The 25,317-nt window shown below is 69.8% G+C and carries 23 protein-coding genes; 7 read left to right on the top strand and 16 right to left on the bottom strand.

What is annotated here, in order from left to right; genetic code table 11:
* Positions 1–2: 2 nt before the first annotated feature.
* Positions 3–1,547, top strand: a complete 1,545-nt coding sequence (locus ASG80_RS20515) for a succinic semialdehyde dehydrogenase (RefSeq protein ID WP_056734211.1) — start codon at positions 3–5, stop codon at positions 1,545–1,547.
* 45 nt (positions 1,548–1,592) lie between these two features.
* On the opposite strand, the gene ASG80_RS20510 is transcribed toward ASG80_RS20515, so the two are convergent.
* Positions 1,593–1,982, bottom strand: coding sequence for a twin-arginine translocase TatA/TatE family subunit (locus ASG80_RS20510; RefSeq protein ID WP_235508423.1), 390 nt, complete (start codon positions 1,980–1,982; stop codon positions 1,593–1,595).
* Positions 1,983–2,070: 88 nt separating this feature from the next.
* Between ASG80_RS20510 and ASG80_RS20505 the strand changes: the two genes are divergently transcribed.
* Positions 2,071–2,703, top strand: coding sequence for an O-methyltransferase (locus tag ASG80_RS20505; RefSeq protein ID WP_056734209.1), 633 nt, complete (start codon positions 2,071–2,073; stop codon positions 2,701–2,703).
* 1 nt (position 2,704) lies between these two features.
* Here ASG80_RS20505 and ASG80_RS23195 read toward each other — a convergent pair whose 3' ends face one another.
* The 3 genes from ASG80_RS23195 to dapE form a co-directional block, all read right to left on the bottom strand.
* A complete protein-coding gene (locus ASG80_RS23195; protein WP_082590791.1) occupies positions 2,705–2,878 on the bottom strand; it encodes a DUF3117 domain-containing protein in 174 nt (57 codons plus the stop codon).
* 163 nt (positions 2,879–3,041) lie between these two features.
* Positions 3,042–4,271, bottom strand: a complete 1,230-nt coding sequence (locus tag ASG80_RS20500) for a hypothetical protein (protein WP_082590809.1) — start codon at positions 4,269–4,271, stop codon at positions 3,042–3,044.
* Positions 4,272–4,281: 10 nt separating this feature from the next.
* Positions 4,282–5,382: a succinyl-diaminopimelate desuccinylase gene (gene dapE, locus ASG80_RS20495; protein WP_056734207.1), complete on the bottom strand. Its 1,101-nt coding sequence runs from the start codon at positions 5,380–5,382 to the stop codon at positions 4,282–4,284.
* A gap of 48 nt (positions 5,383–5,430) precedes the next feature.
* Between dapE and dapD the strand changes: the two genes are divergently transcribed.
* Both dapD and ASG80_RS20485 read left to right on the top strand, forming a co-directional pair.
* The gene (gene dapD / locus ASG80_RS20490; protein WP_056734205.1) at positions 5,431–6,393 is read left to right on the top strand and encodes a 2,3,4,5-tetrahydropyridine-2,6-dicarboxylate N-succinyltransferase; all 963 of its coding nucleotides are present in this window, start codon (positions 5,431–5,433) and stop codon (positions 6,391–6,393) included.
* An 85-nt stretch (positions 6,394–6,478) separates the two neighbouring features.
* Complete coding sequence (locus ASG80_RS20485) at positions 6,479–9,052, top strand: penicillin acylase family protein (RefSeq protein WP_082590789.1); 2,574 nt, start codon at positions 6,479–6,481, stop codon at positions 9,050–9,052.
* A 32-nt stretch (positions 9,053–9,084) separates the two neighbouring features.
* On the opposite strand, the gene ASG80_RS20480 is transcribed toward ASG80_RS20485, so the two are convergent.
* Positions 9,085–9,516 carry an Lrp/AsnC family transcriptional regulator gene (locus ASG80_RS20480; protein ID WP_056734321.1) on the bottom strand — a complete coding sequence of 144 codons (432 nt, stop codon included), beginning with the start codon at positions 9,514–9,516 and terminating at the stop codon, positions 9,085–9,087.
* A gap of 122 nt (positions 9,517–9,638) precedes the next feature.
* On the opposite strand from ASG80_RS20480, the gene ASG80_RS20475 reads away from it, so the two are divergent.
* Both ASG80_RS20475 and ctlX read left to right on the top strand, forming a co-directional pair.
* A complete protein-coding gene (locus ASG80_RS20475; RefSeq protein WP_056734203.1) occupies positions 9,639–10,667 on the top strand; it encodes an ornithine cyclodeaminase in 1,029 nt (342 codons plus the stop codon).
* 4 nt (positions 10,668–10,671) lie between these two features.
* Complete coding sequence (gene ctlX / locus ASG80_RS20470) at positions 10,672–11,658, top strand: citrulline utilization hydrolase CtlX (protein WP_200952643.1); 987 nt, start codon at positions 10,672–10,674, stop codon at positions 11,656–11,658.
* Between the two features lie 37 nt (positions 11,659–11,695).
* On the opposite strand, the gene ASG80_RS20465 is transcribed toward ctlX, so the two are convergent.
* From ASG80_RS20465 to ASG80_RS20445, 5 genes are all read right to left on the bottom strand, one after another.
* Complete coding sequence (locus ASG80_RS20465) at positions 11,696–12,955, bottom strand: citrate synthase (RefSeq protein WP_056734318.1); 1,260 nt, start codon at positions 12,953–12,955, stop codon at positions 11,696–11,698.
* A gap of 207 nt (positions 12,956–13,162) precedes the next feature.
* Positions 13,163–14,278 (bottom strand): succinyldiaminopimelate transaminase, encoded by a 1,116-nt coding sequence (gene dapC / locus ASG80_RS20460; RefSeq protein ID WP_056734201.1) that lies wholly within the window; start codon positions 14,276–14,278, stop codon positions 13,163–13,165.
* A gap of 2 nt (positions 14,279–14,280) precedes the next feature.
* Positions 14,281–14,601 (bottom strand): ferredoxin, encoded by a 321-nt coding sequence (gene fdxA / locus ASG80_RS20455; RefSeq protein WP_021762463.1) that lies wholly within the window; start codon positions 14,599–14,601, stop codon positions 14,281–14,283.
* Between the two features lie 38 nt (positions 14,602–14,639).
* On the bottom strand, positions 14,640–15,044 hold the full coding sequence (locus ASG80_RS20450) for a hypothetical protein (protein ID WP_056734200.1): 405 nt from the start codon (positions 15,042–15,044) through the stop codon (positions 14,640–14,642).
* On the bottom strand, positions 15,041–15,481 hold the full coding sequence (locus tag ASG80_RS20445) for a hypothetical protein (RefSeq protein WP_056734198.1): 441 nt from the start codon (positions 15,479–15,481) through the stop codon (positions 15,041–15,043). The genes ASG80_RS20450 and ASG80_RS20445 overlap by 4 nt, the downstream gene beginning before the upstream one ends.
* A gap of 162 nt (positions 15,482–15,643) precedes the next feature.
* On the opposite strand from ASG80_RS20445, the gene ASG80_RS20440 reads away from it, so the two are divergent.
* Positions 15,644–16,456, top strand: coding sequence for an enoyl-CoA hydratase/isomerase family protein (locus ASG80_RS20440; RefSeq protein WP_056734316.1), 813 nt, complete (start codon positions 15,644–15,646; stop codon positions 16,454–16,456).
* Between the two features lie 40 nt (positions 16,457–16,496).
* Here the strand turns inward: ASG80_RS20440 and ASG80_RS20435 are convergent, their stop codons facing one another.
* The 6 genes from ASG80_RS20435 to ASG80_RS20410 all read right to left on the bottom strand — a co-directional run bounded on the left by ASG80_RS20435 (position 16,497) and on the right by ASG80_RS20410 (position 25,178).
* A complete protein-coding gene (locus ASG80_RS20435; protein WP_156401989.1) occupies positions 16,497–17,351 on the bottom strand; it encodes a M23 family metallopeptidase in 855 nt (284 codons plus the stop codon).
* A gap of 226 nt (positions 17,352–17,577) precedes the next feature.
* Positions 17,578–19,500, bottom strand: a complete 1,923-nt coding sequence (gene typA, locus ASG80_RS20430) for a translational GTPase TypA (protein WP_056734194.1) — start codon at positions 19,498–19,500, stop codon at positions 17,578–17,580.
* Positions 19,501–19,728: 228 nt separating this feature from the next.
* Positions 19,729–21,498: an ABC transporter ATP-binding protein gene (locus ASG80_RS20425; RefSeq protein WP_056734192.1), complete on the bottom strand. Its 1,770-nt coding sequence runs from the start codon at positions 21,496–21,498 to the stop codon at positions 19,729–19,731.
* On the bottom strand, positions 21,495–22,451 hold the full coding sequence (locus ASG80_RS20420; protein ID WP_056734190.1) for an ABC transporter permease: 957 nt from the start codon (positions 22,449–22,451) through the stop codon (positions 21,495–21,497). Before ASG80_RS20420 ends, ASG80_RS20425 begins: the two co-directional genes overlap by 4 nt.
* Positions 22,441–23,370, bottom strand: coding sequence for an ABC transporter permease (locus ASG80_RS20415; protein WP_056734188.1), 930 nt, complete (start codon positions 23,368–23,370; stop codon positions 22,441–22,443). The genes ASG80_RS20420 and ASG80_RS20415 overlap by 11 nt, the downstream gene beginning before the upstream one ends.
* Before the next feature lie 185 nt (positions 23,371–23,555).
* Positions 23,556–25,178 (bottom strand): ABC transporter substrate-binding protein, encoded by a 1,623-nt coding sequence (locus tag ASG80_RS20410; protein ID WP_056734186.1) that lies wholly within the window; start codon positions 25,176–25,178, stop codon positions 23,556–23,558.
* Positions 25,179–25,317: the final 139 nt, after the last annotated feature.

Here is a 25,317-nt window from a genome sequence, read left to right as displayed (position 1 = left end):
CCATGCGCGCCCCCACGGCATCCCCCGAACTGTTCGCGAGCCTCACCGACGACGTCGTCGCATCGGGCTCCGAGACCGTCGCCGTCGCCACGCCGTCCACCGGCGAGACCCTGCACGAGTTGCCGCGTTCGAGCGCCGACGACGTGCGCGACGCCGTCGCCCGTGCGCGGCTGGCGCAGCTCGCCTGGGCTCGGGCCGGCTTCGCCGAGCGCCGGCGCGTGCTCCTCCGGGCGCACGACCTGCTGCTCGACCGGGCCGACCTCCTGCTCGACCTCGTGCAGCTCGAGAGCGGCAAGACCCGCGGCCAGGCGCTCGAGGAGGTCTACCAGGCCGCATCGGTGACCAGGTACAACGCCCTCTCCGCGCGGCGCGTGCTCCGCGGCCGCACCCGACGGGCGGGCGTGCCGCTGGCCAGCACCACCCGCGTGCGGTACCGGCCGAAGGGCGTCGCGGGCGTCATCACCCCGTGGAACTACGCGCTCAGCCTCGCCGCGATGGACGTCGTGCCCGCGCTCGCGGCCGGGTGCGCCGTCGTGCAGAAGGCCGACGACCAGGGGGCCCTGTCGATCCTCGCGCTGCGCCGTGCCTTCATCGACGCGGGCCTGCCCGAGGCGCTCTGGGCCGTGGTCGCGGGCCCGGCGAGCGAGGTCGGCGAGGCGCTCACCGACCAGGTCGACTACATCTGCTTCACGGGTTCGACCGCCACGGGTCGCAAGATCGCCGAGAAGGCAGGCCGTCGCCTCGTGGGCGCGTCGCTCGAGCTCGGCGGCAAGAACGCGATGCTCGTGCTCGACGACGTCGACCCGGAGCAGGCCGCGGCGGACGCCGCCTACGCGTGCTTCTCGGCGATGGGCCAGCTGTGCGTCTCGACCGAGCGCATCTACGTGCACCGAGCGGTCGCCGCACCCTTCACCAAGGCGCTCGTCGAGCGGCTCGACGGAGCGACCCTCGGCTCGTCGCTCGACTACGGAGCCGACTTCGGCTCGCTTGCGACCGCCGCACAGCTGGAGCGCATCGAGGCCCACCTCGACGACGCGCTCGCGAAGGGCGCGACCGTGCTCGCCGGCGGCCGTCCGCGCACCGACATCGGTCCCTGGTTCTTCCAGCCGACGGTGCTCACCGGTGTCACTCCCGACATGCGCGTCTACGCCGAGGAGACCTTCGGCGCGGTGGCCTCCCTCTTCCTGGTCGACAGCGAGGAGGAGGCGATCCTCGCCGCCAACGCGAGTGAGTACGGGCTGAACGCGTCGGTGCTCACCCGCTCCCGGCGTCGCGGACGTCGGGTCGCCGACTCGCTCGAGGCCGGCAGCATCAACATCAACGAGGGGTACCGGGGAACGTTCGGCTCCGTCGACGCGCCGATGGGCGGCGTGAAGGCCTCGGGCCTCGGGCGTCGCAATGGACCCGAGGGCCTGCTGCGCTTCGTGGAGCCGGTCACGGTGTCGACGGGCATCCTGCCCCTGCCGCGCTCGGGCAGGGACTTCGGTCTGGTCGCGGGGCCCTTCCTGCTGCTCGCGCGGGTGCTGCGCGCCATCCGTCGCCGCTGACACGACCGCGGCACCGGCGGCCGGGGGCGGCCGGGTCGGCAGGTGCTAGGTCGCCTCGGAGTCGAACGGCGCCGCCTCGTCGGCACCGAGCGCCTCGCGCTTGCGCTTGTGCTGCAGGTAGGCGGAGTTCTCGTTCACGGCCGCGCGCGCCACGACGGGCTTCGCCGGCTCGGAGAAGGGGTCGACGTCGGTGAGCGCCTCGCGGATGATGCGGCGCGGGTCGTACTGGCGCGGATCGAGCTTCTTCCAGTCGACGTCGAAGTCGGGGCCCATCTCCTCCTTGACCCGGTCCTTCGCCCCGTTGGCCATGTCGCGCAGGGAGCGCACGAGTCGACCGAGCTGGGCGGCGTAGTGGGGAAGTCGCTCGGGCCCGAGCAGGAAGACGGCGATCACCCCGATGATGAGGAGTTTCTCGAACGTCAGACCGAACACCACTACAGGATAGTCGGCGGCGAGGCGTGCGAACGCCCAACGCGAGAGGCCAGTAGGCTCGGGGCTCGAGAGATTTCCCCGGGAGCCGCACGTGTCCGATCGAGACCTGAACTGGAAATACGTCGACGAGTCGGTCGTGGAGACCGACGCGGTCGTGAAGGCGCGCCAGCAATCCCTCGAGCTCGGCATCGAACCGGTCTCCCCCGCGGTGGGCGCGCAGCTCGCCGTGATCGCCGCCGCCGCGCGTGCCGAGTCGATCATCGAGGTGGGCACGGGGGTCGGCGTCTCGGGGCTGTGGATGCTGCAGACCGTACGCGGCGCGATGCTCACGTCGATCGACACCGAGAACGAGTACCAGCAGCACGCACGCGAGCATTTCGCCGACGCGGGCATCGCCCCTGCACGGGTCAGGCTCATCGCGGGCCGCGCCAGCGAGGTGCTGCCGCGCATGAACGAGAGCTCCTACGACGTCGTCGTCATCGACGCGGATGCCCCGTCGGTGATCGAGTACGTCGAGCACGGCCTGCGCCTGGCGAAGCCGGGCGGCTCCGTGCTCGTGGCCCGTGCGCTCTGGAAGGGCCGCGTGGCCGACCCGGCGCGCCGTGACGACGCCGCCACCGCCTTCCGCGAGCTGATCACCGAACTCGCCGCGTCTCCTGCCGTGGCAACGGCCGTCTCCCCTGCGGGAGACGGCCTGTTGCAGATCGTGAAGCTGGGCGCCTGACTCAGGCGGGGTTCACGACGCCGCCGAGGACGTCGTAGAGCTCCCTGGCCTCAGCGTCGTTCACCGAGACGACGAGGCGGCCACCGCCTTCGAGTGGAACCCGCACGATGATGAGGCGACCCTCCTTCACAGCCTCCATTGGCCCGTCTCCAGTGCGTGGCTTCATGGCCGCCATTGAGCTACCCCTTTCGTGGCTGACCTCTCCATTATCGGCTATGCCGAGCGGCGCTGGGAAATCGCGGCGCGCCTGTGGACAACGCTTCCTGCGGCGGAAGCGAGCGCGATGAGGCATCCGCTCGGCTCGATTCCTGCGCTCATCAGGGGGATGAGCGCACGCGTCACGGCGGCGTCCAGTCGCGCCCGTCGATGCCCCAGGCGATGAGCAGCCACCCCACCTGGAGCGCCAGGAACAGCACGACGAGCCCCCAGCGGTACCATCGCGCCCTCGGGAGGGCGAACGCGCCGAGCAATGGGAAGAGCGGGGCGACGATGCGGAACGTGCTCGACTGCGGGAAGAACACCGCGATCAGGTACAGCGCGTAGCTCGCCGACCAGATCCGGATGTCGATGCCGAGCCTGCCGACCGCGGGAGATGCGAGGAACAATGCGAACGCCGCGATGACGGCGATCACCGCGATCGTGCCGAACGGCTGGCCGAGCCACCAGTCGCCCGACTGGAACCATGCGGTGAACGGCACGAGCTCCCGGTAGCCGATGTACGCCGACCGCCAGGCCAACTCCGTGTCGGTGTATGCGCGCAGGTCGCCGGTCGCCGCCCAGGCGATGCCGATCCACGCGAGGCCTGCGAGCGCGGAGAACACCGCCGCGGATGCCGCGAGCACCCGGTCGCGAACGGGGAACGGCTCGCGCCCCCGGCGGAACCACCGCCAGGCCCAGTGCAGCGCGAGCGCCAGCGCGAACGCGAGCGCCCCGGGGCGGGTGAACGACCACGCCGCGATCACTGGGAAGAGCCATCCGTAGCGCCGATCGACGAGGAGCAGGAGGGCGAGCGCGATCCAGAGGAAGCCGAGCGACTCCGCGTAGCCGAACTGCATGATCGGCGACACCGGCGCGACGCAGAACAGCACGACCGCGAAGAGCGCCCGGTCGGGCTCCAGGAACCTCGACATCAACCGGTGGAACACGAGGGCCGCGCCGAGTCCCGCGGCGAGCGCGACGAGCACGGATGCGACGTTCCACGGCACCGCGAGCCAGGTGAGCACACCGACCAGCACGGGATACGCCGGCAGGAACGCCCAGGCGTTCTCAGCAACTTGCCCGTCGTCGGTGAACGGCAGCTCGGACGGGTATCCGCCGAGCCAGATGATCTGGTACCAGCGCGCGTCCCACATGTTCGCGTACTCGAAGTATCCCGGCTGCGCCCCGGTCCATGCATTCGCCCCCTGCACGCTCGCGAGCACCAGCACGAACACGGTCGTGACCGCGCGAGCGGCGGCGTACACGAGCAGCACCTTCGCCCACCACGGCAGCAGGCGCCAGCGCACGCGCGGCGAGGAGCGCGTCATGCGGAACGGGTCGCGCTCCCGCTCGACCGGCGCGGAGGTCATCGTGTCGCTCTCAGGCCGCGCCGGTGAGCCACGCGCGCAGCGCACGTTCGCAGGAGACGATCTGGTCCGTCGCCACCCGCTCGTCGTCGGCGTGCGCCTTCAACGGGTCGCCGGGACCGAAGTTCACGGCGGGGATGCCGAGCGCGCTGAAGCGCGCGACATCCGTCCAGCCGTACTTCGGACGCGCCTCGGCGCCGACAGCGCGCACGAACTGCTGCGCGAGCGGCGCGTCGAGGCCCGGACGCGCGCCCTCGGCCTCGTCGACGACGGTCAGCTCGTACTCGGGGAAGATGCCACGCACGACCTCGATCGCCTCGGCAACGGTGCGGTTCGGTGCGAACCTGAAGTTGACGTGCACCATCGCCTCGTCGGGGATGACGTTGCCGGCGATGCCTCCCGAGATGCCCACGGCGTTCAGGCCCTCCCGGTACGCGAGCCCGTCCACCTCGACCGTCGCGGCCTCGTAGGCCACGAGCCGGTCGAGCGCCGGCGCCAGCTTGTGGATCGCGTTCTCGCCCACCCAGCTCCGGGCGGAATGCGCGCGCAGCCCGTACGCCCGGAGTTCCACCCGCAGGTTGCCGTTGCAGCCGCCCTCGACCTGGCCGTTCGTCGGCTCGCCGAGGATGGCGAAGTCGCCGGTGAACAGGTCGGGGCGATGACGCGCCAGCCGGCCCAGCCCGTTGAGCTCGGCCGAGACCTCCTCGTGGTCGTACCACATCCACGTGAGGTCGACGATGGGATCCGCGAGCTCGAGGGCGAGCTTCAACTGCACGGCGACGCCCGCCTTCATGTCCACCGTGCCGCGGCCCCACAGGTAGGGCTGGCCGTCGATCGTCTCGAAACGGGTGGGCAGGTTGCCGTTGATCGGCACGGTGTCGAGGTGTCCCGCGATCACGACGCGTCGGTCGCGACCGAGGTTGGTGCGGGCCACCACGGTGTCGCCGTCGCGGATCACCTCGAGGTGCGCGGCATCCGCGAGCGCCTCTGCAATGAGGTCGGCGAGCGGGGTCTCATCGCCCGAGACGCTCGGCACGTCGCAGATCGCCTTCGTGATCGCGATCGAGTCGGCGGTGAGGTCGAGCACGGGCCGGGGCGAGTCAGGTGTCGGCATGCCTCGAGTCTACGGATGGCGTGCCTCACCAGCGGATACGCTGGAGTCATGCCCGCGACCGACGCCGCCTCCTCCCCTGCCCGCCGCCTCGCCTGGGGTCACGGCCTGGCGACGGTCACCGAAGACGGCACGGTGCTCGACACCTGGTTCCCGGCTCCCGCGCTCGGGGCGGCCGACTCGGCATCCGTCGTACCGGCGGAGCTCACGGCGCTCGCCGGCCCCGACGAGCGGCGTGCGGTCACGCTGGAGCCCGTGACGGTCGAGATCGACCTCGACGTCCCCCCCGCGAGCACGCCAGACGCGTACCTGCGACTGCACGCGCTCTCGCACCTGCTGGTGCGCCCCAACGAGGTGAACCTCGACGGCGTGTTCGCGCACCTGCCGGCCGTGGTGTGGACGAACGCCGGCCCGGTGCATCCGGCCGACTTCGACCGGCTGCGCCTCACGCTGCAGCGCGCCGGCATCCACGCGACCGGACTCGACAAGTTCCCGCGTCTGCTCGACTACGTCACCCCCGAGCGCGTGCGCATCGCGGATGCCTCGCGCGTGCGCCTCGGCGCCCACCTCGCCCCCGGCACCACGGTGATGCACGAGGGCTTCGTGAACTTCAACGCAGGCACGCTCGGCACCTCGATGGTCGAGGGGCGGGTCTCGCAGGGCGTCGTCGTGGGCGACGGCAGCGACATCGGTGGCGGCGCCTCCATCATGGGCACCCTCTCGGGCGGCGGCACCCAGCGGGTCGCGATCGGCGAACGCGCCCTCCTCGGCGCGAACTCAGGCATCGGCATCTCGATCGGCGACGACTCCGTCGTCGAGGCGGGACTCTACGTCACGGCAGGCACGAAGGTCGTCGTGGTCGGGGGCGCCGGCGAGGCGGGGCGAACCGTGAAGGCCGTCGAGCTCTCGGGGGTGCCCAACCTCCTGTTCCGCCGCAACTCGCTGAACGGGCAGGTCGAGGTGCTCTCGCGCACGGGCGACGGGGTCGCGCTCAACGCCGCGCTGCACGCCTGACCGGGCCTCGAAGCAGGGTCGACTACAGTGGGGTGCTCAGGCCGCCGCCGGGCGGCCGTCGCCTTGCGCATCACGAAGGAGTGACGTGGGTACCGACGCACCGAGGACCCGCAGGCACCGCGGCCTCACGTTCCTGACGGTCCTGCTCGTCACGGTGCTCGTGCTCGGCCTCGCCGCGGCCGGATTCGGCTGGTGGACGGTCCAGCGCTCCTTCCCGACCACGAGCGGGCGCATCGAGGTCCCAGGCCTCACCGCAGCCGTGACGGTCTATCGCGACGACGCCGGCATCCCGCAGCTCGTCGCCGAGTCCGACCACGACCTCTTCTTCGCCCAGGGCTTCGTGCACGCGCAGGACCGGTTCTGGGAGATGGACTTCCGGCGCCACGTGACGGCCGGGCGGGTGGCCGAGCTGTTCGGCGAATCGCAGGTGGCCACCGACGCCTTCATCCGCACGCTGGACTGGCGCGGCATCGCCGAGCGGGAGTTCGAGCTGCTCGATCCGGTCTCTCGCGCGTACTACGAGGCCTACGCCGCTGGCGTCAACGCCTACCTCGAGGAGCGGGGCGGCGCCGACCTCTCGCTCGAGTACGCCGTGCTCGGCCTGCAGAACCCCGGCTACTCGCCCGACCCGTGGACGCCCGTCGACTCCATCGCGTGGCTCAAGGCCATGGCCTGGGACCTCCGCTCGAACCTCGAAGACGAGGTCGACCGGGCGCTGCTCGCGAGCGAGCTGCCGCCCGAGGAGGTCGCGCGTCTGCACCCGGGCTATGCGTGGGGATCGATGCCCACCATCATCGAGGGCCCTGCTGGGGCGGCGCCCGCCGGTGCCGACGCGGAGCCGCTCGGTGACACAGCGGCGGCGGCCGCGGCATTCGACCCGGCGGTGGCCGATGCCGTCGCCGCGCCGCTCACCGCGCTCAGCGCCCTGCTCGACGGCGTGCCCGAGCTGCTCGGGCCGGAAGGCGGCGACCTCGGGTCGAACTCGTGGGTCGTGTCTGGTGCGCTCACCGAGTCCGGGAAGCCCCTGCTCGCGAACGACCCGCACCTCGGCCCCGCGATGCCGTCCATCTGGGCGCAGATGGGACTGCACTGCGCGGAGCTCCGCGACGACTGCGCGTTCGACGTGGCCGGCTACACGTTCTCGGGGCTGCCCGGCGTGATCATCGGCCACAACGAGCGCATCGCCTGGGGCTTCACCAACCTCGGCCCCGACGTCGCCGACCTCTTCCTCGAGCGCGTCGACGGTGACACGTACGAACTCGACGGCGCGGCCGTGCCCCTCGCAGTTCGCGAGGAGACGATCGAGGTGGCCGGCGGCGATCCGGTGACCGTCACCGTGCGGTCGACGGCCCGCGGGCCGATCGTGACCGACATCGGCTCGGACTTCGCCGCCGTCGCGGACGGCTATCCCGCGGCATCCGGCCAGAGGGAGGGCGAGTACGAGCTGTCGCTGCGGTGGACGGCGCTCACACCCGGCAGGACCGCCGGAGCCGTCTTCGCGCTCAACCGCGCGAGGGACTGGAACGAGTTCCGAGCCGCCGCCGCGCTCTTCGACGTCCCCGCGCAGAACCTCGTCTACGCCGACGTCGACGGGAACATCGGCTACCAGGCGCCCGGCTCGATCCCGATGCGCTCGACCGGCGACGGCACCGTGCCCCTGCCCGGATGGACGAGCGAGAACGGATGGTCGGGCACCATCCCGTTCGACCAGCTGCCGTCGCTGCTGAACCCCGCCCGCGGCTACATCGTCACCGCGAACAATGCGGTGAGCGTCAACGGGCCCGCGCTCACCCAGGACTGGGACCTCGGCTACCGGGCGGAGGGCATCGAGCGGATGCTGCAGGAGCGGATAGCATCCGGCACGAAGCTCACCGCCGACGACGTCGCCGAGATCCAGCTCGACACCGCCGACGCCAACGCCACCGCGATGCTCCCCGTGATCGCCGAGCTGGGGCTCGAGGGCGACGCCGCACGCGGGGCCGACCTGCTCGACGGATGGGACGGCCGCGCCGATGTCGACAGCGCGCAGGCGGCCTACTTCGCGGTCTTCTGGCGCAACCTCCTCGACGACATGTTCGGATCGCTCCCCGACCAGACGCGCCCGGTGGGCGGGGATCGGTGGTTCGGCGTGGTCGACGGCCTGCTCGGCGAGCCCGACGCCCGCTGGTGGACGAACGAGGAGGAGGGCGTGGGCGGGCGCGACGCCATGCTCGCGCACGCCCTCGAGGAGGCGTGGGACGAGGCATCCGACCAGATGGGTGGTGACGCCGACGGCTGGCGCTGGGGCCGCCTGCACACCCTCACCCTGACGAACCAGAGCTTCGGCGAGTCGGGCATCGGCCCGATCGAGTGGCTCTTCAACCGCGGGCCCTACGAGGTCGGCGGCGGATCGTCGATCGTCAACGCCATCGGCTGGGACGCGAGCCTCGGCTACGACGTCGACTGGGTGCCGTCGATGCGCATGGTGGTCGACCTCGACGACTTCGACGCGTCAGGCTGGGTGAACCTCACCGGCGCTTCCGGCCACGCCTTCCACCCGCACTACGCCGACCAGGCACCACTGTGGCAGCGTGGCGAGACGCGCCCATGGCCGTTCACGATGGAGGCGGTGCAGGACGCGGCGAGCGAGACGCTGCACCTCCGGCCGGCCGGAGGCTGACGCGACGGGCCGGTGCCCGGCGCCGGGCCGTCTCAGCGCAGCACTGAGCTGAGCAGCAGGCTCGTCTCGCTGTTCACGACGCCGTCGATCGAGCGGATGCGGCCGAGCACGCGGTCGAAGTCGCCGAGGGTCTCGGTGCGCAGCTCCGCCACGAGGTCCCAGCCCCCGTTGGTGGTGTGCAGGGCGATCACCTCGGGAAGCCCGCGCAGCCTGCGGATGACGTCGTCGGTGCTTCGGCCCTCGACCTCGATGAACGAGATCGCGTGGATCGCGAGCGGGTCGAGCTCGTCGCGCACGCGCACCGAGAATCCGACGATGGTCCCGGATGCCACGAGCCGGTCGATCCGGCCCGTCACCGTCGCTCGGGCGACCCCCAATCGGCGCGCGAGCTCGGCGACGGGTGTCCGCCCGTCCTCGCGGAGGAGCGCGAGCAGGCGACGATCGAGGTCGTCGAGGTACTCCATGCGCAGATCGTACATCACACGTGATCAGATTGCTCACTCGTCCGACGTTTCGTAAGCACTGCGGTCATTGCTCTTGCATATCGCCGGATCGTACGCTCGATGCAGGCACGGAAAGGAATGGGATGACGAGCTTCGTCGACGTCCGCGGCATGGTCGGCTGGGTCGCCAGCACAGGGCCCGAGCGCATCATCGCCGGCATCATGGCGTACCTCGAGCAGGACTTCGCCCGGTGGGAGCGCTTCGACAAGGCACCCAGGGTCGCGAGCCACACGCCGTTCGGCGTGATCGAGCTCATGCCGACGAGCGATCACGAGTCCTACGCGTTCAAGTACGTCAACGGCCACCCGTCGAACCCCGCCCGCGGGTACCAGACCGTCACGGCGTTCGGCGTCCTCGCCGACGTCCACAACGGCTACCCCACGTTCCTCGCCGAGATGACGGTGCTCACCGCCCTGCGCACGGCCGCGACCTCCGCGTTCGCCGCGAAGCTGCTCGCCCGCCCGGACTCCGCGGTGATGGCGATGATCGGCACCGGCAGCCAGGCCGAGTTCCAGGCGCTCGCCTTCCGCTCGGCGCTCGGCATCACGCGGCTCCGTGTGTTCGACGTCGATCCCGACGCGATCGCGAAGGCCGTGCGCAACCTGCTGCCGCTGGGGTTCGAGATCGAGGTCGCAGGCAGCGCCGCCGAGGCGATCGAGGGCGCCGACGTCGTGACCACCTGCACAGCCGACAAGACCCGCGCCACCGTCGTGGCCGACGAGTGGGTGCGTCCCGGCATGCACCTCAACGCCATCGGCGGCGACTGCCCGGGCAAGACCGAGCTCGACCCGGCGATCCTCGACCGGGCCCGTGTCTTCGTCGAGTACGAGCCGCAGACGCGCATCGAGGGCGAGATCCAGGCGAAGGGACCCGACTTCCCGGTGACCGAGCTGTGGGAGGTCCTCACGGGCCGTGCGCCCGGCCGCATGGGCGCCGACGAGATCACGCTGTTCGACTCGGTCGGCTTCGCCGTCGAGGACTTCTCCGCGCTCCGCTACGTGCGCGACGAGGTGGCCGGAACGCGATTCGAGCAGCGCATCGACCTCGTGGCGGACCCCGACGACCCGAAGGACCTCTTCGGCCTCGTCGGCGCGTTCTCCCCGGTGGGCTGAGCGCGTGTCGGTGCAGGCCCCCGCCGCGGTCGTCATGATTCGACCGCACCACTTCGCGCCGAATCCCGACACGCTCGCCGACAACGGCTTCCAGCCGAACCTCGACGGAATCGACCCGGCGCTGCTCGCGGCATCCGCCTATGACGAGGTGACCCGCGCGGCCGCGGCGCTCGAGACGGCCGGCGTGACCGTGCACCTCTTCGAGGACGAGTCCGGGCACCGGCCCGACGGCGTGTTTCCGAACAACTGGATCTCGACGCACTCGGGGGGACACGTCGCCCTGTACCCCATGTTCACGCCCAACCGCCGCACCGAGCGACGTGGCGACATCGTCGAGATGCTGAAGGCCAGCTACCGCGTCCAGGACGTCATCGACTACTCGGGCCTCGAGGTCGACGACGTGTTCCTCGAGGGCACGGGCGCGATGGTGCTCGACCACGAACTCCGCATCGCCTATGCGGCCCGCTCCAATCGCGCCGACCCGATCGCCCTCGAGCGGTTCTGCACGAACTTCGGCTACGAGCCGATGGTCTTCGACGCGGTCGACGGCCGAGGCGTCGCGGTCTACCACACCAACGTGATCCTCAGCATCGCCACCGAGTTCGCGCTCGTCGCCGCCGACATGCTGGTCTCCCCCGCGCGCCGGCGAGAGGTGCTCGACCGTCTCGCGGCCCGGGGGCGCCGTGACGTCATCGCGATCAGCGACGAGCAGGCCGACGAGTTCTGCGGCAACGCGCTCGAGCTGTGGGGGTCGCAGGGTCGGGTGCTCGCGCTCTCGCGACGCGCGTTCCAGGCGCTCACCGCCGACCAGCGCTGCCGCATCGAGCGGTCGGCGAGGCTCCTGCCGCTCGACGTGCCCACGATAGAGCTCGCGGGCGGCTCGGTCCGCTGCATGCTCGCGGGCATCCACCTCGACCCGCGGCCCGGGCTCGCGGGGCGTCGGGAGACGCCGGCCGACGGCGCCGTGGCCGACGAGGCGGCCGCGATCTGACCGAGCGAGGAGGGCGGCCTCCGAGCTTGCGCCGGCGCTAGGCCGAGGGGTAGCTGCGCGCTGGCTCGCCCACGTAGAGCTGCTGCGGGCGGCCGATCTTCGTCTGCGGGTCGAGGTTCATCTCGCGCCAGTGCGCCATCCAGCCGGGCAGGCGCCCGATCGCGAAGAGCACCGTGAACATGCGCGTGGGGAAGCCCATCGCCTTGTAGATCACGCCCGTGTAGAAGTCGACGTTCGGGTAGAGGCGACGCTCCTTGAAGTAGTCGTCCTCGAGGGCGATCTGCTCGAGTTCCTTGGCGAGGTCGAGCAGGGGGTCGTTCACGCCGAGCTCGGCGAGCACCTCGTCGGCCGACTCCTTCACGAGCCTCGCACGCGGGTCGTAGTTCTTGTAGACGCGGTGCCCGAAGCCCATGAGCTTCACGCCCTCCTCCTTGCGCTTGACGCGCTCGACGAACTTCTCGACTCCCTCGCCCGAGTCGCGGATGCGGGCGAGCATCTGGAGCACGGCCTCGTTGGCGCCGCCGTGCAACGGGCCCGACAGTGCCTGGATTCCGGCCGAGATCGAGGCGTAGAGGTTGGCTCCCGTGGAGCCGACGAGGCGCACGGTGGACGTCGAGGCGTTCTGCTCGTGGTCCTCGTGGAGGATGAGCAGGCGGTCGAGCGCCTTCGAGAGCACCGGGTCGATCGTGTACGGCTCCGCCATGTTGCCGAAGTTCAGGCGCAGGAAGTTGTCGACGAAGCTCAGCGAGTTGTCGGGGTAGAGGAACGCCTGCCCGATGCTCTTCTTGTGCGCGTAGGCTGCGATCACCGGGAGCTTCGCGAGCAGGCGCGCCATGGTGAGCTCGACGTGGTCGAGGTCGTGGGGGTCGGAAGAGTCCTCGTAGTAGGTCGCCAGCGCCGAGACGGCACTGGAGAGCACCGACATCGGGTGCGCGGTGTGGGGCAGCGCCGTGAAGATCCGCTTGAGGTCCTCGTGCAGGAGCGTGTGCCTGCGGATCTTCTCGTCGAACTCCGCGAGCTCGTCGACGCTCGGCAGCGTGCCGTAGATGAGGAGCCAGGCGACCTCGAGGTAGGTGGAGTGCTCCGCCAGCTGTTCGATCGGATAGCCGCGGTAGCGGAGGATGCCCTGCTCGCCGTCGATGTAGGTGATCTCGGACTGCGTCGAGGCGGTGTTGACGAAGCCGTAGTCGAGCGCGGTGAGACCCGTCTGACGGGTCAGGGTCGACAGGTCGATGCTCGAGTTGCCGTCCACGGCGGGGCGGATCGGGAACTCGGCGGTGCCGCCCGGGAAGGACAGGGTGGCGGCAACGGGACGCTTCCCGTGCGCCTGGTTCACGACGTCGCTCACGGCGCCTCCTGTGATCGTCACTTTCGCGGTCACCTGCTTTCCGGTCCGGGGCCGAACGCGGCCGCGACCCGAATACAGCCTAGACGTGCTCCGGGCACACTGTTGCATCCGCCAAGAGATGGGCTGTTCCGTTGGCGATCTGCACAGGGAGGGCGATCACGCCGCGGCGGCGTCGCGGAGCCGCGTGGCGGCCGCGGCGATGCGTTCATCGCTCGCCGTGAGCGACAGCCGCACGTGCTCCGGGAAGTGCACGCCGTAGAAGTGCCCGGGTCCGCCGAGGATGCCGAGGTCGGCGAGCCGGCCGAGGCTGTCCCATCCGTCGCGTCCCTCGGTGGCCCAGAGGTAGAGCCCCGCCTCGCTGCGATCGATGCGGAACCCGGCCGCCTCGAGCGCGGTCTTCAGGATGTCGCGGCGGCTGCGGTAGCGCTCCTTCTGCTCCGCGACGTGTGCGTCGTCGGCCAGGGCGGCGACCATCGCGTGCTGGAGCGGCTGCGGCAGCATGAGGCCCGCGTGCTTCCGCACCGTCGTGAGCCGCCCGATGACGGTGCGGGATCCGGCGACGAACGCGGTTCGGTACCCGGCCATGTTCGACTGCTTCGACAGCGAGTAGATGACCAGCGTGTCGCTGCGGTCGCCGCGGGTCACCGCAGGGTCGAGCAGGCTCGGCACGGGCTCGTCGGCCCAGCGCCCCTCCCACCCGAGCTCGGCATAGCACTCGTCGCCGACGATGACGGCGCCGAGCTGGCGCGCCCGGTCGCGCGCGGCACGCAACTCCTCCACGGTGAGCACACGCCCGTCTGGATTGCCCGGGCTGTTCAGCCACACGAGGCGCGTGCCCTCCGGCCACTCGTCGGGGTCGTCGGAGGCCATCGCGGTGGCGCCCACGAGCACGGCGCCCATCTCGTAGCTGGGATACGCGGCTCGCGGGTGCACGACGATATCGCCCTCGCCGAGACCGAGGAGGAACGGCAGCAGCGCGACGAGCTCCTTCGAGCCGATGGTCGGCAGCACGTGCGCCTCGGTGAGCCCGGTCACGCCCCGGCGCCGCTCGAACCAGCGGACGATCTCGGCACGCAGCTCGGGCGTGCCCACCGTCGTCGGGTAGGCGTGGGCGTCGGTGGCGAGCGCGAGCGCCTCGCGCACGATCGCCGGCGTCGGATCGACCGGTGAGCCGATCGACAGGTCGACCATGCCGTCGCGGTGCGCCGCAGCCCGGTCGCGGTAGGGTCCCATCAGGTCCCAGGGGTACTCCGGAAGATCGCCGCGCCCCATGCTCAGTGGGCCTGCGGCGGCAGGGCGGCGATGACCGGGTGGTCCTTCGCGATCACGCCGACCTTCGCGGCGCCGCCGGGCGAGCCGATGTCGTCGAAGAACTCGACGTTGGCCTTGTAGTAGTCCGCCCACTCCTCGGGGAGGTCGTCTTCGTAATAGATCGCCTCGACGGGGCACACGGGCTCGCACGCGCCGCAGTCGACGCACTCGTCGGGGTGGATGTAGAGCGAGCGTTCACCCTCGTAGATGCAGTCGACGGGGCATTCGTCGATGCAGGCGCGGTCCTTGACGTCGACACACGGCAGGGCGATGACATAGGTCACGGTGGCTCGCTGTCCCTTCGGAAGACTGGAATACCAGTCTAAGCGTCCACGGGGGCGGTGCGGCGTTCGGGCAGCTTCGGCCATGCGACCACAAGCACGGCGATGAGCGCCGGCCCGACCGCCCAGATGGTGCCCTCGACATCGCCTGCGACGAGCACGGAACCGCCGGGTCCGGGCAGGGTCAGCAACGCCACCGTGCCGACGACCCCGACGGCGGCCGCCGCCGCGACCCACCGGCCGCCGGCGACCAGCCGGATCCCGAGGAGCAGCGCCAGCACGCCGGCGAGCGCCGCGACGAGCCCCCATGGGATGACGATCTCGCCGATGCGGATCTCGTGGCGGTGTCCCACGGTCGCGACCGCGCCGTAGATCACGCCGATCACCGCCGCGATCGCGTAGCTGCCGATCCGCGCCAGCGGCGACGGGGCGTCCTCGGTGCTCACTGCTCCGGCGTGACCGTGTACGAGACCGCGGTTCCCTTGCCGACGATCAGCACGGTGTACTCGCCGTTCGAATAGAGCGCGGCGCCCTCACCGGTGACCTTCGGGTCCGCAGTGAAGCCTGCGGCCTCGAGGGCGGATGCCGCCTCGCCCACCGGGTCGTCGGATGCCGACGGCGTGATCACGACGACCCACCCCTCGCTTCCGCCAGCGCCCGCCGCGACGTTGACGTCGCCTTCGATGAGCGGCACCGACGTGGGGAAGTCCGCGGGGAGGTCGCCGTCGAGGCTCACGTCGCCGCCTGTTGCGCTCTCGATCGCGTCCTCGACGGCTTGGTTGACGTTCCCCGGGTTGCCGAAGCATCCGGTGAGGAGCGAGGCGGTGATGCCGGCGATCGCGACGGCGATCGCAGCGCGGGTCGTGGTCGGCGTGATCGACATGGGAGAACTCCTCTGTGATGGTGCAGGGCTGCGACGGCGTGCGGCGCACGCGACATCCGTGGCATCCCCTTCGCGTCGGAGTCTACCGGTCGGCCCAGCGCCCCAACCATGCCGTAGCGTGGAGCGGGCGCGGCGCAGGCCCGCCGGAGAGGATCGATGACGATGTCGGATGCTGCAGCCACGGATCGGGGCGCCGAGCGCGCGGTGCGCGTCGAGCACGATGGCGGGGTCGCCGTCGTCACGATCGACCGTCCCGCCGCGCTGAACGCGCTCTCGGCCTCGGTGCTCGAGGAGCTCGCCGAGGCGTTCGACGGGCTCGTGGAGGCGGGCTCCGCCGTCCGGGGCGTGCTGCTCGTCGGCGCGGGCGGCCGTGCGTTCGTCGCGGGCGCCGACATCCGCGCCCTGGCCTCGCTGTCACCCGAGGACGCGTCCGCGCTCGCGCGTCGGGGCCACCGCGCGGCCGCCGCGATCGAGGCGCTGGCTGCCCCCGTCATCGCCTGCGTCGACGGATTCGCGCTCGGCGGCGGCCTCGAGCTCGCCCTGGCCTGCGACGTCATCTACGCGACGGATGCCTCGAGCTTCGGCCAGCCCGAGGTGAGGCTCGGGCTCATCCCGGGATTCGGCGGCACGGTGCGACTCCCCCGCGCGGTCGGGATCGCCCGGGCGAAGGAGCTCATCTACTCCGGGCGCCGGATCGGCGTCGACGAGGCGGTCGCCTCGGGGCTCGTCGCCCGACGCTTCGCCGACCGCGAGGCGCTCCTCGACGGCGCGCGGGCGACGATCGCCGAGATCGCGGCGAACTCGCCCACAGCCGTGGGGCTCGCCAAGCGGGTGCTCGTGGCGGCGACCGGCCAGACGACCGAGGTCGCGACGGAGCTCGAGGTGGCCGGATTCGAAGACGCCTTCCGCACGGCCGACATGCGGGAGGGCGTCGCGGCGTTCCTCGAGAAGCGCGAACCGCACTTCGGAGACTGACGCCCGCCGCAGGCCGCGGGGCTGCGGTAGCGCCCCGGCGTCAGCCGATGTGCTCGCTGAGCCAGGCGAAGCCGTCGAAGCGAACGCCGTCCACCCCGAACATCTCGAGGTGCAGGTGCGGGCCGGTGGACTGCCCGGTCGTGCCGACGAGCCCGAGCTGCTGGCCCGCGCTCACGCTCTGGCCTTCGACGACCTGGAGCGAGCCGTACTGCATGTGCGCGTAGGAGCTCGTGACGAGCTCGCCGCCGATGTTGTGCTGCACCTCGACGTTGACGCCGAGGCCGCCGCCGTCCTCGGTGGCCAGCACGACCACGCCGTCGGCGATCGACATCACGGGCGTGCTGTTGCCGGGGTTGAAGTCGACGCCGTCGTGGAACGTCGAGCAGCCGTCGCAGGGTGCCTCACGCGGGCCGAATCCCGAGGCGCGCGCCTCGGGGTCGATCACGGGCCAGACCACGGCGCCGGACTCGACGATCGACACGCTGCCGACGTTGGCGACCTCCGAGAAGATGGGCGGCGGCGCCGCCTCGACCGAGTAGCCCTCGGTGGCCATCACCTTCGTCTCGGCCTCGCTCGCGACCTCGATCGTCTGCGGGTCGAGCGAGATCGAATCCTCGGCGGCGGGCGCGTAGACGGAGGCGCGCGGCTCGGAGTCGGTCGCCGTGATCGCGAGTGCGGGCACGCTCGTGGCAATCATCATGCCGCCGACGAAGGTCATCGCCGCGACCGAGAGGGCAGGGCGCAGCGAGCGCTTGCGGTGCGTGGTCCGACGAGCGGGCGTGGCCGCCGCGGGCGTGCTCGGCCGCGCCGGGCTGGCACCGGAATCACGGGTGGTGCGGATGCGGAGGCGGAGGGACTTGGGGGCTGCACGGCGGCCGTGCTTGGGGGGAGTCAAGGTGCGTTACGTATCCGAATCGGGGGTTTCGAGACGATCTCGATCGGGGGTTTCGAGACAATCTCGCCCACCGTACGCATCGAATCTGGGAGGTTCCTCCGTTATCGAACCGTTATCTGGGAGACCACTGGGAGCGCTCTCCCTTGCGTGGGGCGCAACGAATCGAGCGGATGCCGCGCGCACGCGCACGCGACATCCGCTCGAGTCCTGGGCCGGAACCCGCCGGTCAGCCCTGCTTCTTCAGGCGCGACGCGGCGCGGGCGCGGGCCGTCTGGTCGAGCTCGACCTTGCGGATGCGCACCTTCTCGGGCGTCACCTCGACGCACTCGTCCTCGCGCGCGAACTCCAGGCACTCCTCGAGCGTGAGCTGGCGCGACGGCGTCATCGACTCGAAGGTGTCGGCCGTCGACGAACGCATGTTCGTGAGCTTCTTCTCCTTCGTGATGTTCACGTCCATGTCGTCGTTGCGCGAGTTCTCGCCGATGACCATGCCCTCGTAGACCTCCTCGGTGGGATTCACGAAGAAGGTCATGCGCTCCTGCAGGGCGATGATGGCGAACGGCGTGACCACGCCCGAGCGGTCGGCGACGATCGAGCCGTTGCTGCGGGTCGTGATGGTGCCCGCCCACTCGTCGTACCCGTGCGAGATCGCATTCGCGATGCCCGTGCCTCGGGTGATGGTGAGGAACTCCGTGCGGAAGCCGATGAGCCCGCGGCTCGGGACGATGAACTCCATGCGCACCCAGCCCGTGCCGTGGTTCGCCATGTTGTCCATGCGGCCCTTGCGCGCGGCGAGGAGCTGCGTGATGGCGCCGAGGTACTCCTCGGGCGCGTCGATGGTCAGGTGCTCGTACGGCTCGTGGACCTTGCCGTCGATCGTCTTCGTGACCACCTGCGGCTTGCCCACGGTGAGCTCGAAGCCCTCGCGGCGCATCTGCTCGACGAGGATCGCGAGCGCGAGTTCGCCGCGGCCCTGCACCTCCCAGGCGTCGGGGCGGCCGATGTCGACGACCTTGAGCGAGACGTTGCCGACGAGCTCGCGGTCGAGGCGGTCCTTGACCATGCGCGCGGTCAGCTTGTGCCCCTTGACCTTGCCGACGACCGGCGAGGTGTTGGTGCCGATCGTCATCGAGATCGCGGGGTCGTCGACGTGGATGGCGGGCAGCGGGCGCACGTCCTCGGAGTCGGCGAGGGTCTCGCCGATCGTGATCTCCTCGATGCCGGCCACCGCGATGATGTCGCCGGGGCCCGCCTCCTCGGCCGGGTACCGGTCGAGCGCCTTCGTCTTCAGCAGCTCGGTGATGCGCACGTTCGAGTGCGAGCCGTCGTGACGGACCCACGCGACCGTCTGGCCCTTGCGGATCGTGCCGTTGAACACGCGCAGCAGTGCGAGGCGGCCGAGGAACGGCGATGCGTCGAGGTTCGTCACCCACGCCTGCAGGGGCGCCTCGTCGTCGTAGGTCGGCGCGGGGACGTGCTGCAGGATCGCCTCGAACAGAGGCTCGAGGTCGTCACTGTCGGGGAGGCTGCCGTTCTCCGGCTTGTTGCTCGACGCACGGCCGGCCTTGCCCGACGCGTACACCACCGGCACGTCGAGGATGGCGTCGAGGTCGAGCTCGCCGTCCGTTCCAGCAGACACGGCGTCGTCGGCGAGGTCGCTCGCAAGGCCGAGGAGCAGGTCCTGGCTCTCGGCGACGACCTCGTCGATGCGCGCGTCGGGACGGTCGGTCTTGTTCACCAGCAGGATGACCGGCAGGCGCGCCTCGAGCGCCTTCCGCAGCACGAAGCGGGTCTGCGGCAGCGGGCCCTCGCTCGCGTCGACGAGCAGCACGACGCCGTCGACCATCGAGAGGCCGCGCTCGACCTCGCCGCCGAAGTCGGCGTGACCGGGCGTGTCGATGACGTTGATCGTCACGGGGCCGGATGCCGCGTGCGCGCCCGCGTACTCCACCGCCGTGTTCTTCGCGAGGATCGTGATGCCCTTCTCGCGCTCGAGCTCGTTCGAGTCCATCGCGCGCTCGTCGACGTGGGCGTGCTCGGCGAAGGAGTTCGTCTGCTTGAGCATGGCGTCGACGAGCGTCGTCTTGCCGTGGTCGACGTGGGCGACGATCGCGACGTTGCGCAGGTCGTTGCGGGTGGCGTTGGCCATGGTGGTTGGTCCTCAGTGATGCGGGTCGTCACGTGGCACCGACGCGGCCCTCGGTGGGCGGCACGGCGGCAGCGCGGAAGCGCTGGGTGTGAAGGTCTGTGGGATCGCGCGAAGCCGATGCGCGGCGCACGCCATGCAAGCCTACCGTGCGCGGCACGGGTTCGGCTGGGAACGGCGAACGCCCGGCATCCGGTGAGCGGATGCCGGGCGTTCGCGCGGTGACGTAGGCTACGCGCCGAGCTCGATGCCGGCCCCGGGGATCGCCGCGAGCAGGTCGCGGGTGTACTGCTCCCTCGGGTTGTCGAACACCTCGTCGGTGGTCGCCTTCTCGACGATCTTGCCTCGCTGCATCACCGAAACGTGGTCGGCGATGACGCGCACGACCGCGAGGTCGTGGGTGATGAACAGGTACGTGAGCCCCAGCTCGGACTGCAGGTCGGCGAGCAGGCGCAGGATCTGCGCCTGGACGAGCACGTCGAGGGCGGAGACCGCCTCGTCGAGCACGACGATCTCGGGCTTCAGGGCGAGCGCACGCGCGATGGCGACGCGCTGGCGCTGGCCGCCCGAGAGCTCGTTCGGGTACCGGCTGATGAGCGTACGCGGCAGCGACACCTGGTCGAGCAGCTCGTGCACGCGCTGGCGGCGCGTGGCCTTCGTGCCGTACTTGTGCGTGGACAGCGGCTCCGAGATGGTGTTGCCGATGTTGCGCAGCGGGTTCAGCGAACCGTACGGGTCCTGGAACACCGGCTGCATGCGGCTGCGGAGCTGGAAGAGCTCCTTGCCGGTGGTCGACGCGAGGTCCTTTCCGCCCACGACGATCTTTCCGCTCGTGGCGTCCTCGAGCTTCAGCAGCATCTTCGCGACGGTCGACTTGCCGGAGCCCGACTCGCCGACGAGGGCCATCGTGGTGCCCTTCGGGATCTGGAAGGACACGTTGTCGACTGCAGTGAACTCGCCGGATCCGCGGATCTTGAAGACCTTGGTGAGGTCCTCGACGACGATCGCGGGCGGGGCGGATGCCGCGGCCTCGACCGCCTCGGCACGCGCCTCGGCCGTGGCGATGAGGTCGATCTCCTCGCCGGCCACATGCGATGCGTCGGCCTTCATGCCCGACTCGGCCGCCGCGATGCTCCCGGTCGCCTGGATGCGGCGCGAGGCGAGGCTCGGCGCTGCGGCCACCAGGCGCTGCGTGTACGGATGCTGCGGGTCCTTCAGGATCTGGGCCGACGGCCCGGACTCCACGACTTTGCCCTTGTACATGACGACGAGCTGCTCGGCGCGCTCGGCGGCGAGGCCGAGGTCGTGCGTGATGAACAGCAGCGTCGTGCCGAGCTCGCGGGTGAGGGACTCGAGGTGGTCGAGGATCACGCGCTGCACCGTCACGTCGAGTGCAGAGGTGGGCTCGTCGGCGATCAGCAGCTGCGGGTCGGCCGCGAGGCCCATGCCGATGAGCACACGCTGGCGCATGCCGCCCGAGAACTGGTGCGGGAACTGCTTCAGGCGCCGGTCGGCGTCCTGCAGGCCGGCCTGCTTCAGCACCTCGATCGCGCGCTTCTTGACCTCCTTGCGCCCGGAGGCGATGCCGTTGGCCTTGATGGCCTCCTCGACCTGGAAGCCGATCGACCACACCGGGTTGAGGTTCGACATCGGGTCCTGCGGCACGAACCCGATCTTGCGACCGCGGATCGCCTCCATCTCCTTCTCCGACGTCTTGGTGAGGTCCTGGCCGTCGAGGAGGATCTGGCCGCCGGAGATGTGCCCTGTCCCGGGCAGCAGCTTGATGATGGCGTGCGCCGTCGTCGACTTGCCGGAGCCCGACTCGCCCACGATCGCGAGGCTCTGCCCGCGATAGAGGGTGATGTCGATGCCGTCGACGGCCTTGATCACGCCGTCCTGGGTGTTGAAGCCGACCTGGAGGCCCTTGATCTCGAGGAGCGGGCGCTCTCCGATATCGACCGCAGTCTGCTGCACGCCGGTGGTGTTCACGATCTCGGTCATCGCTGGGCCCTCGCCTTCGGGTCGAGCGCGTCGCGGATGACCTCGCCGAGCAGGATGAAGCTCAGCACCGTGACCGACAGCGCGATCGACGGGAGGATCAGCACCTGTGGAGCAGTGCGGAGGTCGGACTGCGCCGCGCTGATGTCGTTGCCCCACGACATGATGTTCGAGGGCAGGCCGACGCCGAGGAACGACAGCGTCGCCTCTGCGACGATCGCCGCGGCGAGCGAGATCGTCGTGATCACGATGACGGGGGCGATCGAGTTCGGCAGCACGTGGCGCAGCAGGATGCGGAAGCGTGAGACGCCGAGCGCGGTCGACGCCATCACGAAGTCGGAGTTCTTCACCCTCAGGATCTCGGCTCTCAGCACACGTGCTGTCGCCGGCCACGCGAATATGCCGATGGCGAGCGAGATCACCCACACGTTCGCGTACTGCGAGAACACCGACATGATGACCACGGCGGCGAGGATGTAGGGGATCGAGAAGAAGATGTCGCCGAGGCGCGAGAGCACCGAGTCGAGCCATCCGCCGTAGAAGCCCGCGAAGGAACCGAACACGATGCCGAGCACGAAGACGAGCGTCGTCACGATGATGCCGACCGACAGCGATGTCGCGGTGCCGTGGATGATGCGCGAGTAGATGTCGCAGCCCTGCTTCGTGAAGCCGAGCGGGTGGCCATCGGTCGGCCCCCCGTTGCTGTTCGCGAGCTGGCAGTCGTTGTTCGGGGGCACCTGCGTGAACAGGCCGGGGAACAGGGCGACCACCACGACGAGCACGATGAGTGCCGACGAGATCCAGAACATCGGGCGCTTGCGCACGTCGTTCCATGCGTCGATCCACAGGTTCGAGGGCTTGCCCTCGGTCTTGACGGCGTCGATGGCGACCACCGGCGTCTCCTCGATCGGCGCGACATAGTGCTGCTGATCGGGTCTGGTGATGTTACTTGGCATAGCGAATCCTCGGGTCGAGAACGGCGTACAGCAGATCCACCAGCAGGTTCACCACGAGGTAGATCAGCACCATGACCGTCACGAAGGCGACGACGGTCGGCCCCTCTCCGCGAATGATGGCCTGGTACAGGGTGCGTCCCACTCCGGGGACGTTGAAGATGCCCTCGGTCACCGTCGCGCCGACCATGAGCGTGCCGAAGTCGACCGCGAGGTACGTGACGACCGGGATCAGCGAGTTGCGCAGGATGTGCACAGGGACGATGCGATTGCGGGAGAGGCCCTTGCTCGCGGCGGTGCGAACGAAGTCCTGTCCCTCGGTGTCGATGACCGACGCCCTCGTCAGTCGACTGATCTGCGCGAAGCTGATGGTCGCCAACACGAGGGCCGGCAATATCAGGTCCTGCATCGGGGCGCCGATGCCCACTGTGGTTCTGAACCATCCGAGTTGGATGCCGAAGATGTACTGCGCGACGAAGGCGACGACGAAGATCGGCAGCGAGATCAGGATGAGGCTCACCACGAGCGCGCTCGCGTCGAAGATGCCGCCCTTGCGAAGTCCCGAGATGAGGCCGACGGTGATGCCGGCGACCATCTCGAAGAAGATCGCGAGGGCCGCGAGTCGGAGCGTCACCGGGAAGGTGGACGCAAGGACCTCCGATACCGGCTGTCCCGAGAACGAGACGCCGAGGTCGCCTCGGAAGATGTTGCCGAGGAAGATGAAGTACTGGACGATGAACGGCTGGTCCAGGTGGTACCGCTCACGCAGCGCTTCGATGACCTGCGGGGGCGGCGTCTTGTCGCCGAACAGCGCGACGATCGGGTCTCCGGGCATTGCGAAGACCATGAAGTAGATCAGGAAGGTGGTGCCGAGCAGCACAGGGATCGCCTGCAGCACTCGGCGCACGATATAGCCGGCCATGGATCAGGCCCCGCATTTCGTGGATGTTGACATGTTGAAGAAACCTCACCGTTGTGCGAGTTCGTCCCAACGATGCTACGCCGATCGGGTTCGCACCGGGGATACGTGGGAGTGGGGCGGCAGCCGATCGGCTGCCGCCCCACGGGCGCCTCAGAGTCTAACCCGGAGTCGCCCCGGAACGAGAATTACTCGCTCTTGGTGACCTGGTAGTAGAGCGGAACCGAGTTCCAGCCGTATTGCACGTTGTCGACCAACTCGCTCCACGCGCCGTTCACGTTGTAGTACCAGAGCGGGATCGCGGGGAGGTCCTGGAACAGGATCTCCTGCACCTGCTGGAACTTCTCGTTCGCAGCGTCGAGGTCGGTCTCGGCGAGACCCTCGTCGAGCAGCGAGTCGACCTCGGGGTTCGAGTAGTCGCCGTCGTTCGAGCCTGCACCCGTGCCGTAGATCGGTCCGAGGAAGTTGTACAGGGCCGGGTAGTCGGCCTGCCAACCGGTGCGGAACGCGGTCTGGATCGTGCGGTCGGTGATCGCCGTGCGGAACTCGGCGAACGTCGGGTACGGAGCGCCCGAGGCGTCGATGCCGAGGTTGTTCTTCAGCTGGTTGGCAACAGCGTCGACCCACGGGCCGTGGCCGCCGTCGGCGTTGTAGCCGATCTGGAAGGAGCCGCTCCACGGGGAGATGGCGTCGGCCTCGGCCCAGAGCTCCGCGGCCCCTTCGGGGTCGAACTCGAGCACCTCGGTGCCCGGGATGTCCTCCGAGTAGCCGTCGAGGGTCGGCGCCGTGAAGTCGTGGGCCGGGCTTCGGGTCCCCTCGAAGATCACGTCGGTGATCTCCTCGCGGTCGATCGCCTTCGAGAGCGCGGCCAGACGGAGCTTGCCCTCCTCACCCGAGAAGTGCGGGAGGCGCTCCGGGACGGTGAACGTCTGGATGCCCGAGAAGGCCTGGTTGACCGAACGGCCCTCGAACTCGCTCTGGTAGGTCGACAGCGCGCCCGCCGGGATCTGGTCGAGGACGTCGAGGTTGCCGCCCTGGAGGTCGGCGTACGAGGCCTCCTGCGTCGCGTAGAAGATGATCGAGAGACCACCGTTCACCGCCTTGAGCGGGCCGTCGTAGTCGGGGTTCACGACGAGGTCGATCTTCTCGTTGTGCTTCCAGGCGCCCTCGCCGTCGAGCATGTACGGGCCGTTGCCGACCGGGTTCTCGCCGAAGGCCTCGAGGTCGTCGAATGCCGACGCCGGCAGCGGCTTGAACGCCGTGTAGCCGAGGCGGAGCGGGAAGTCCGACTCCGGCTGGGCGAGCGTCACCGTGAAGGTCGTGTCGTCGACGACCTCGAGGCCGGGCAGCTCGGGGACGTTCTCGTCGTAGCTGAAGCCCTCGATGCCCTCGAAGAAGTAGCTGTTGAGCTGCGCGTTGTCGAGCGCGGCGCCGTAGTTCCATGCGTCGACGAACGAGTTCGCGTCGACCGGCTCGCCGTTCGTGAACTTCTGGTCGGGCTTGATCTTGATCGTGTAGGTCTGCGAGTCGTCGGTCTCGATCGACTCGGCGACGTCGTTGTGCGGGGCGCCGTCGACGTCGTAGTACACGAGGCCGGCGAAGATCGACTCAGTGATCTTTGAGCCACCGGTCTCGTTGGTGTTGGTGGGGATCAGCGGGTTCTGCGGCTCCGAGCCGTTCGTCGTGATGATCGCAGTCGAGCTGCCGGCACCTTCAGTCGACGATGGCGCACCGCTGGTGCAGCCCGAGAGCGTGAGCGCTCCCGCAGCCGCAAGAGCAATGGCGGCAACGCCAATTCTCTTGATCTTCAATGTTCCTCCTGTGAGATGTGCGTCGACAGCGCGACTTCTGGCCGCACTGGAGCGCTGGTAGATCGAGACTATGGAGCGGTTCCTGTGGAATCAAACTCCTGAGAAAACCGTTACCGACGCGCAATCTAGCGAGACGGAC

It is taken from the genome of Agromyces sp. Soil535, assembly GCF_001428255.1.
Classification (GTDB): domain Bacteria; phylum Actinomycetota; class Actinomycetes; order Actinomycetales; family Microbacteriaceae; genus Agromyces.
Note: the sequence above shows the minus strand (reverse complement) of the source record. Positions and strands in the feature narration are given on the sequence as shown.

Excerpts from the sequence above, each read along its gene's own strand:
- ASG80_RS20515 (WP_056734211.1), top strand. The coding sequence starts at position 3 with ATGCGCGCCCCCACGGCATCCCCCGAACTGTTCGCGAGCCTCACCGAC.
- ASG80_RS23195 (WP_082590791.1), bottom strand. The coding sequence starts at position 2,878 with ATGGCGGCCATGAAGCCACGCACTGGAGACGGGCCAATGGAGGCTGTG.
- ASG80_RS20500 (WP_082590809.1), bottom strand. The coding sequence starts at position 4,271 with ATGACCTCCGCGCCGGTCGAGCGGGAGCGCGACCCGTTCCGCATGACG.
- dapE (WP_056734207.1), bottom strand. The coding sequence starts at position 5,382 with ATGCCGACACCTGACTCGCCCCGGCCCGTGCTCGACCTCACCGCCGAC.
- dapD (WP_056734205.1), top strand. The coding sequence starts at position 5,431 with ATGCCCGCGACCGACGCCGCCTCCTCCCCTGCCCGCCGCCTCGCCTGG.
- ASG80_RS20480 (WP_056734321.1), bottom strand. The coding sequence starts at position 9,516 with ATGGAGTACCTCGACGACCTCGATCGTCGCCTGCTCGCGCTCCTCCGC.
- ASG80_RS20475 (WP_056734203.1), top strand. The coding sequence starts at position 9,639 with ATGACGAGCTTCGTCGACGTCCGCGGCATGGTCGGCTGGGTCGCCAGC.
- dapC (WP_056734201.1), bottom strand. The coding sequence starts at position 14,278 with ATGGGGCGCGGCGATCTTCCGGAGTACCCCTGGGACCTGATGGGACCC.
- ASG80_RS20445 (WP_056734198.1), bottom strand. The coding sequence starts at position 15,481 with ATGTCGATCACGCCGACCACGACCCGCGCTGCGATCGCCGTCGCGATC.
- ASG80_RS20440 (WP_056734316.1), top strand. The coding sequence starts at position 15,644 with ATGTCGGATGCTGCAGCCACGGATCGGGGCGCCGAGCGCGCGGTGCGC.
- typA (WP_056734194.1), bottom strand. The coding sequence starts at position 19,500 with ATGGCCAACGCCACCCGCAACGACCTGCGCAACGTCGCGATCGTCGCC.
- ASG80_RS20425 (WP_056734192.1), bottom strand. The coding sequence starts at position 21,498 with ATGACCGAGATCGTGAACACCACCGGCGTGCAGCAGACTGCGGTCGAT.
- ASG80_RS20420 (WP_056734190.1), bottom strand. The coding sequence starts at position 22,451 with ATGCCAAGTAACATCACCAGACCCGATCAGCAGCACTATGTCGCGCCG.
- ASG80_RS20415 (WP_056734188.1), bottom strand. The coding sequence starts at position 23,370 with ATGGCCGGCTATATCGTGCGCCGAGTGCTGCAGGCGATCCCTGTGCTG.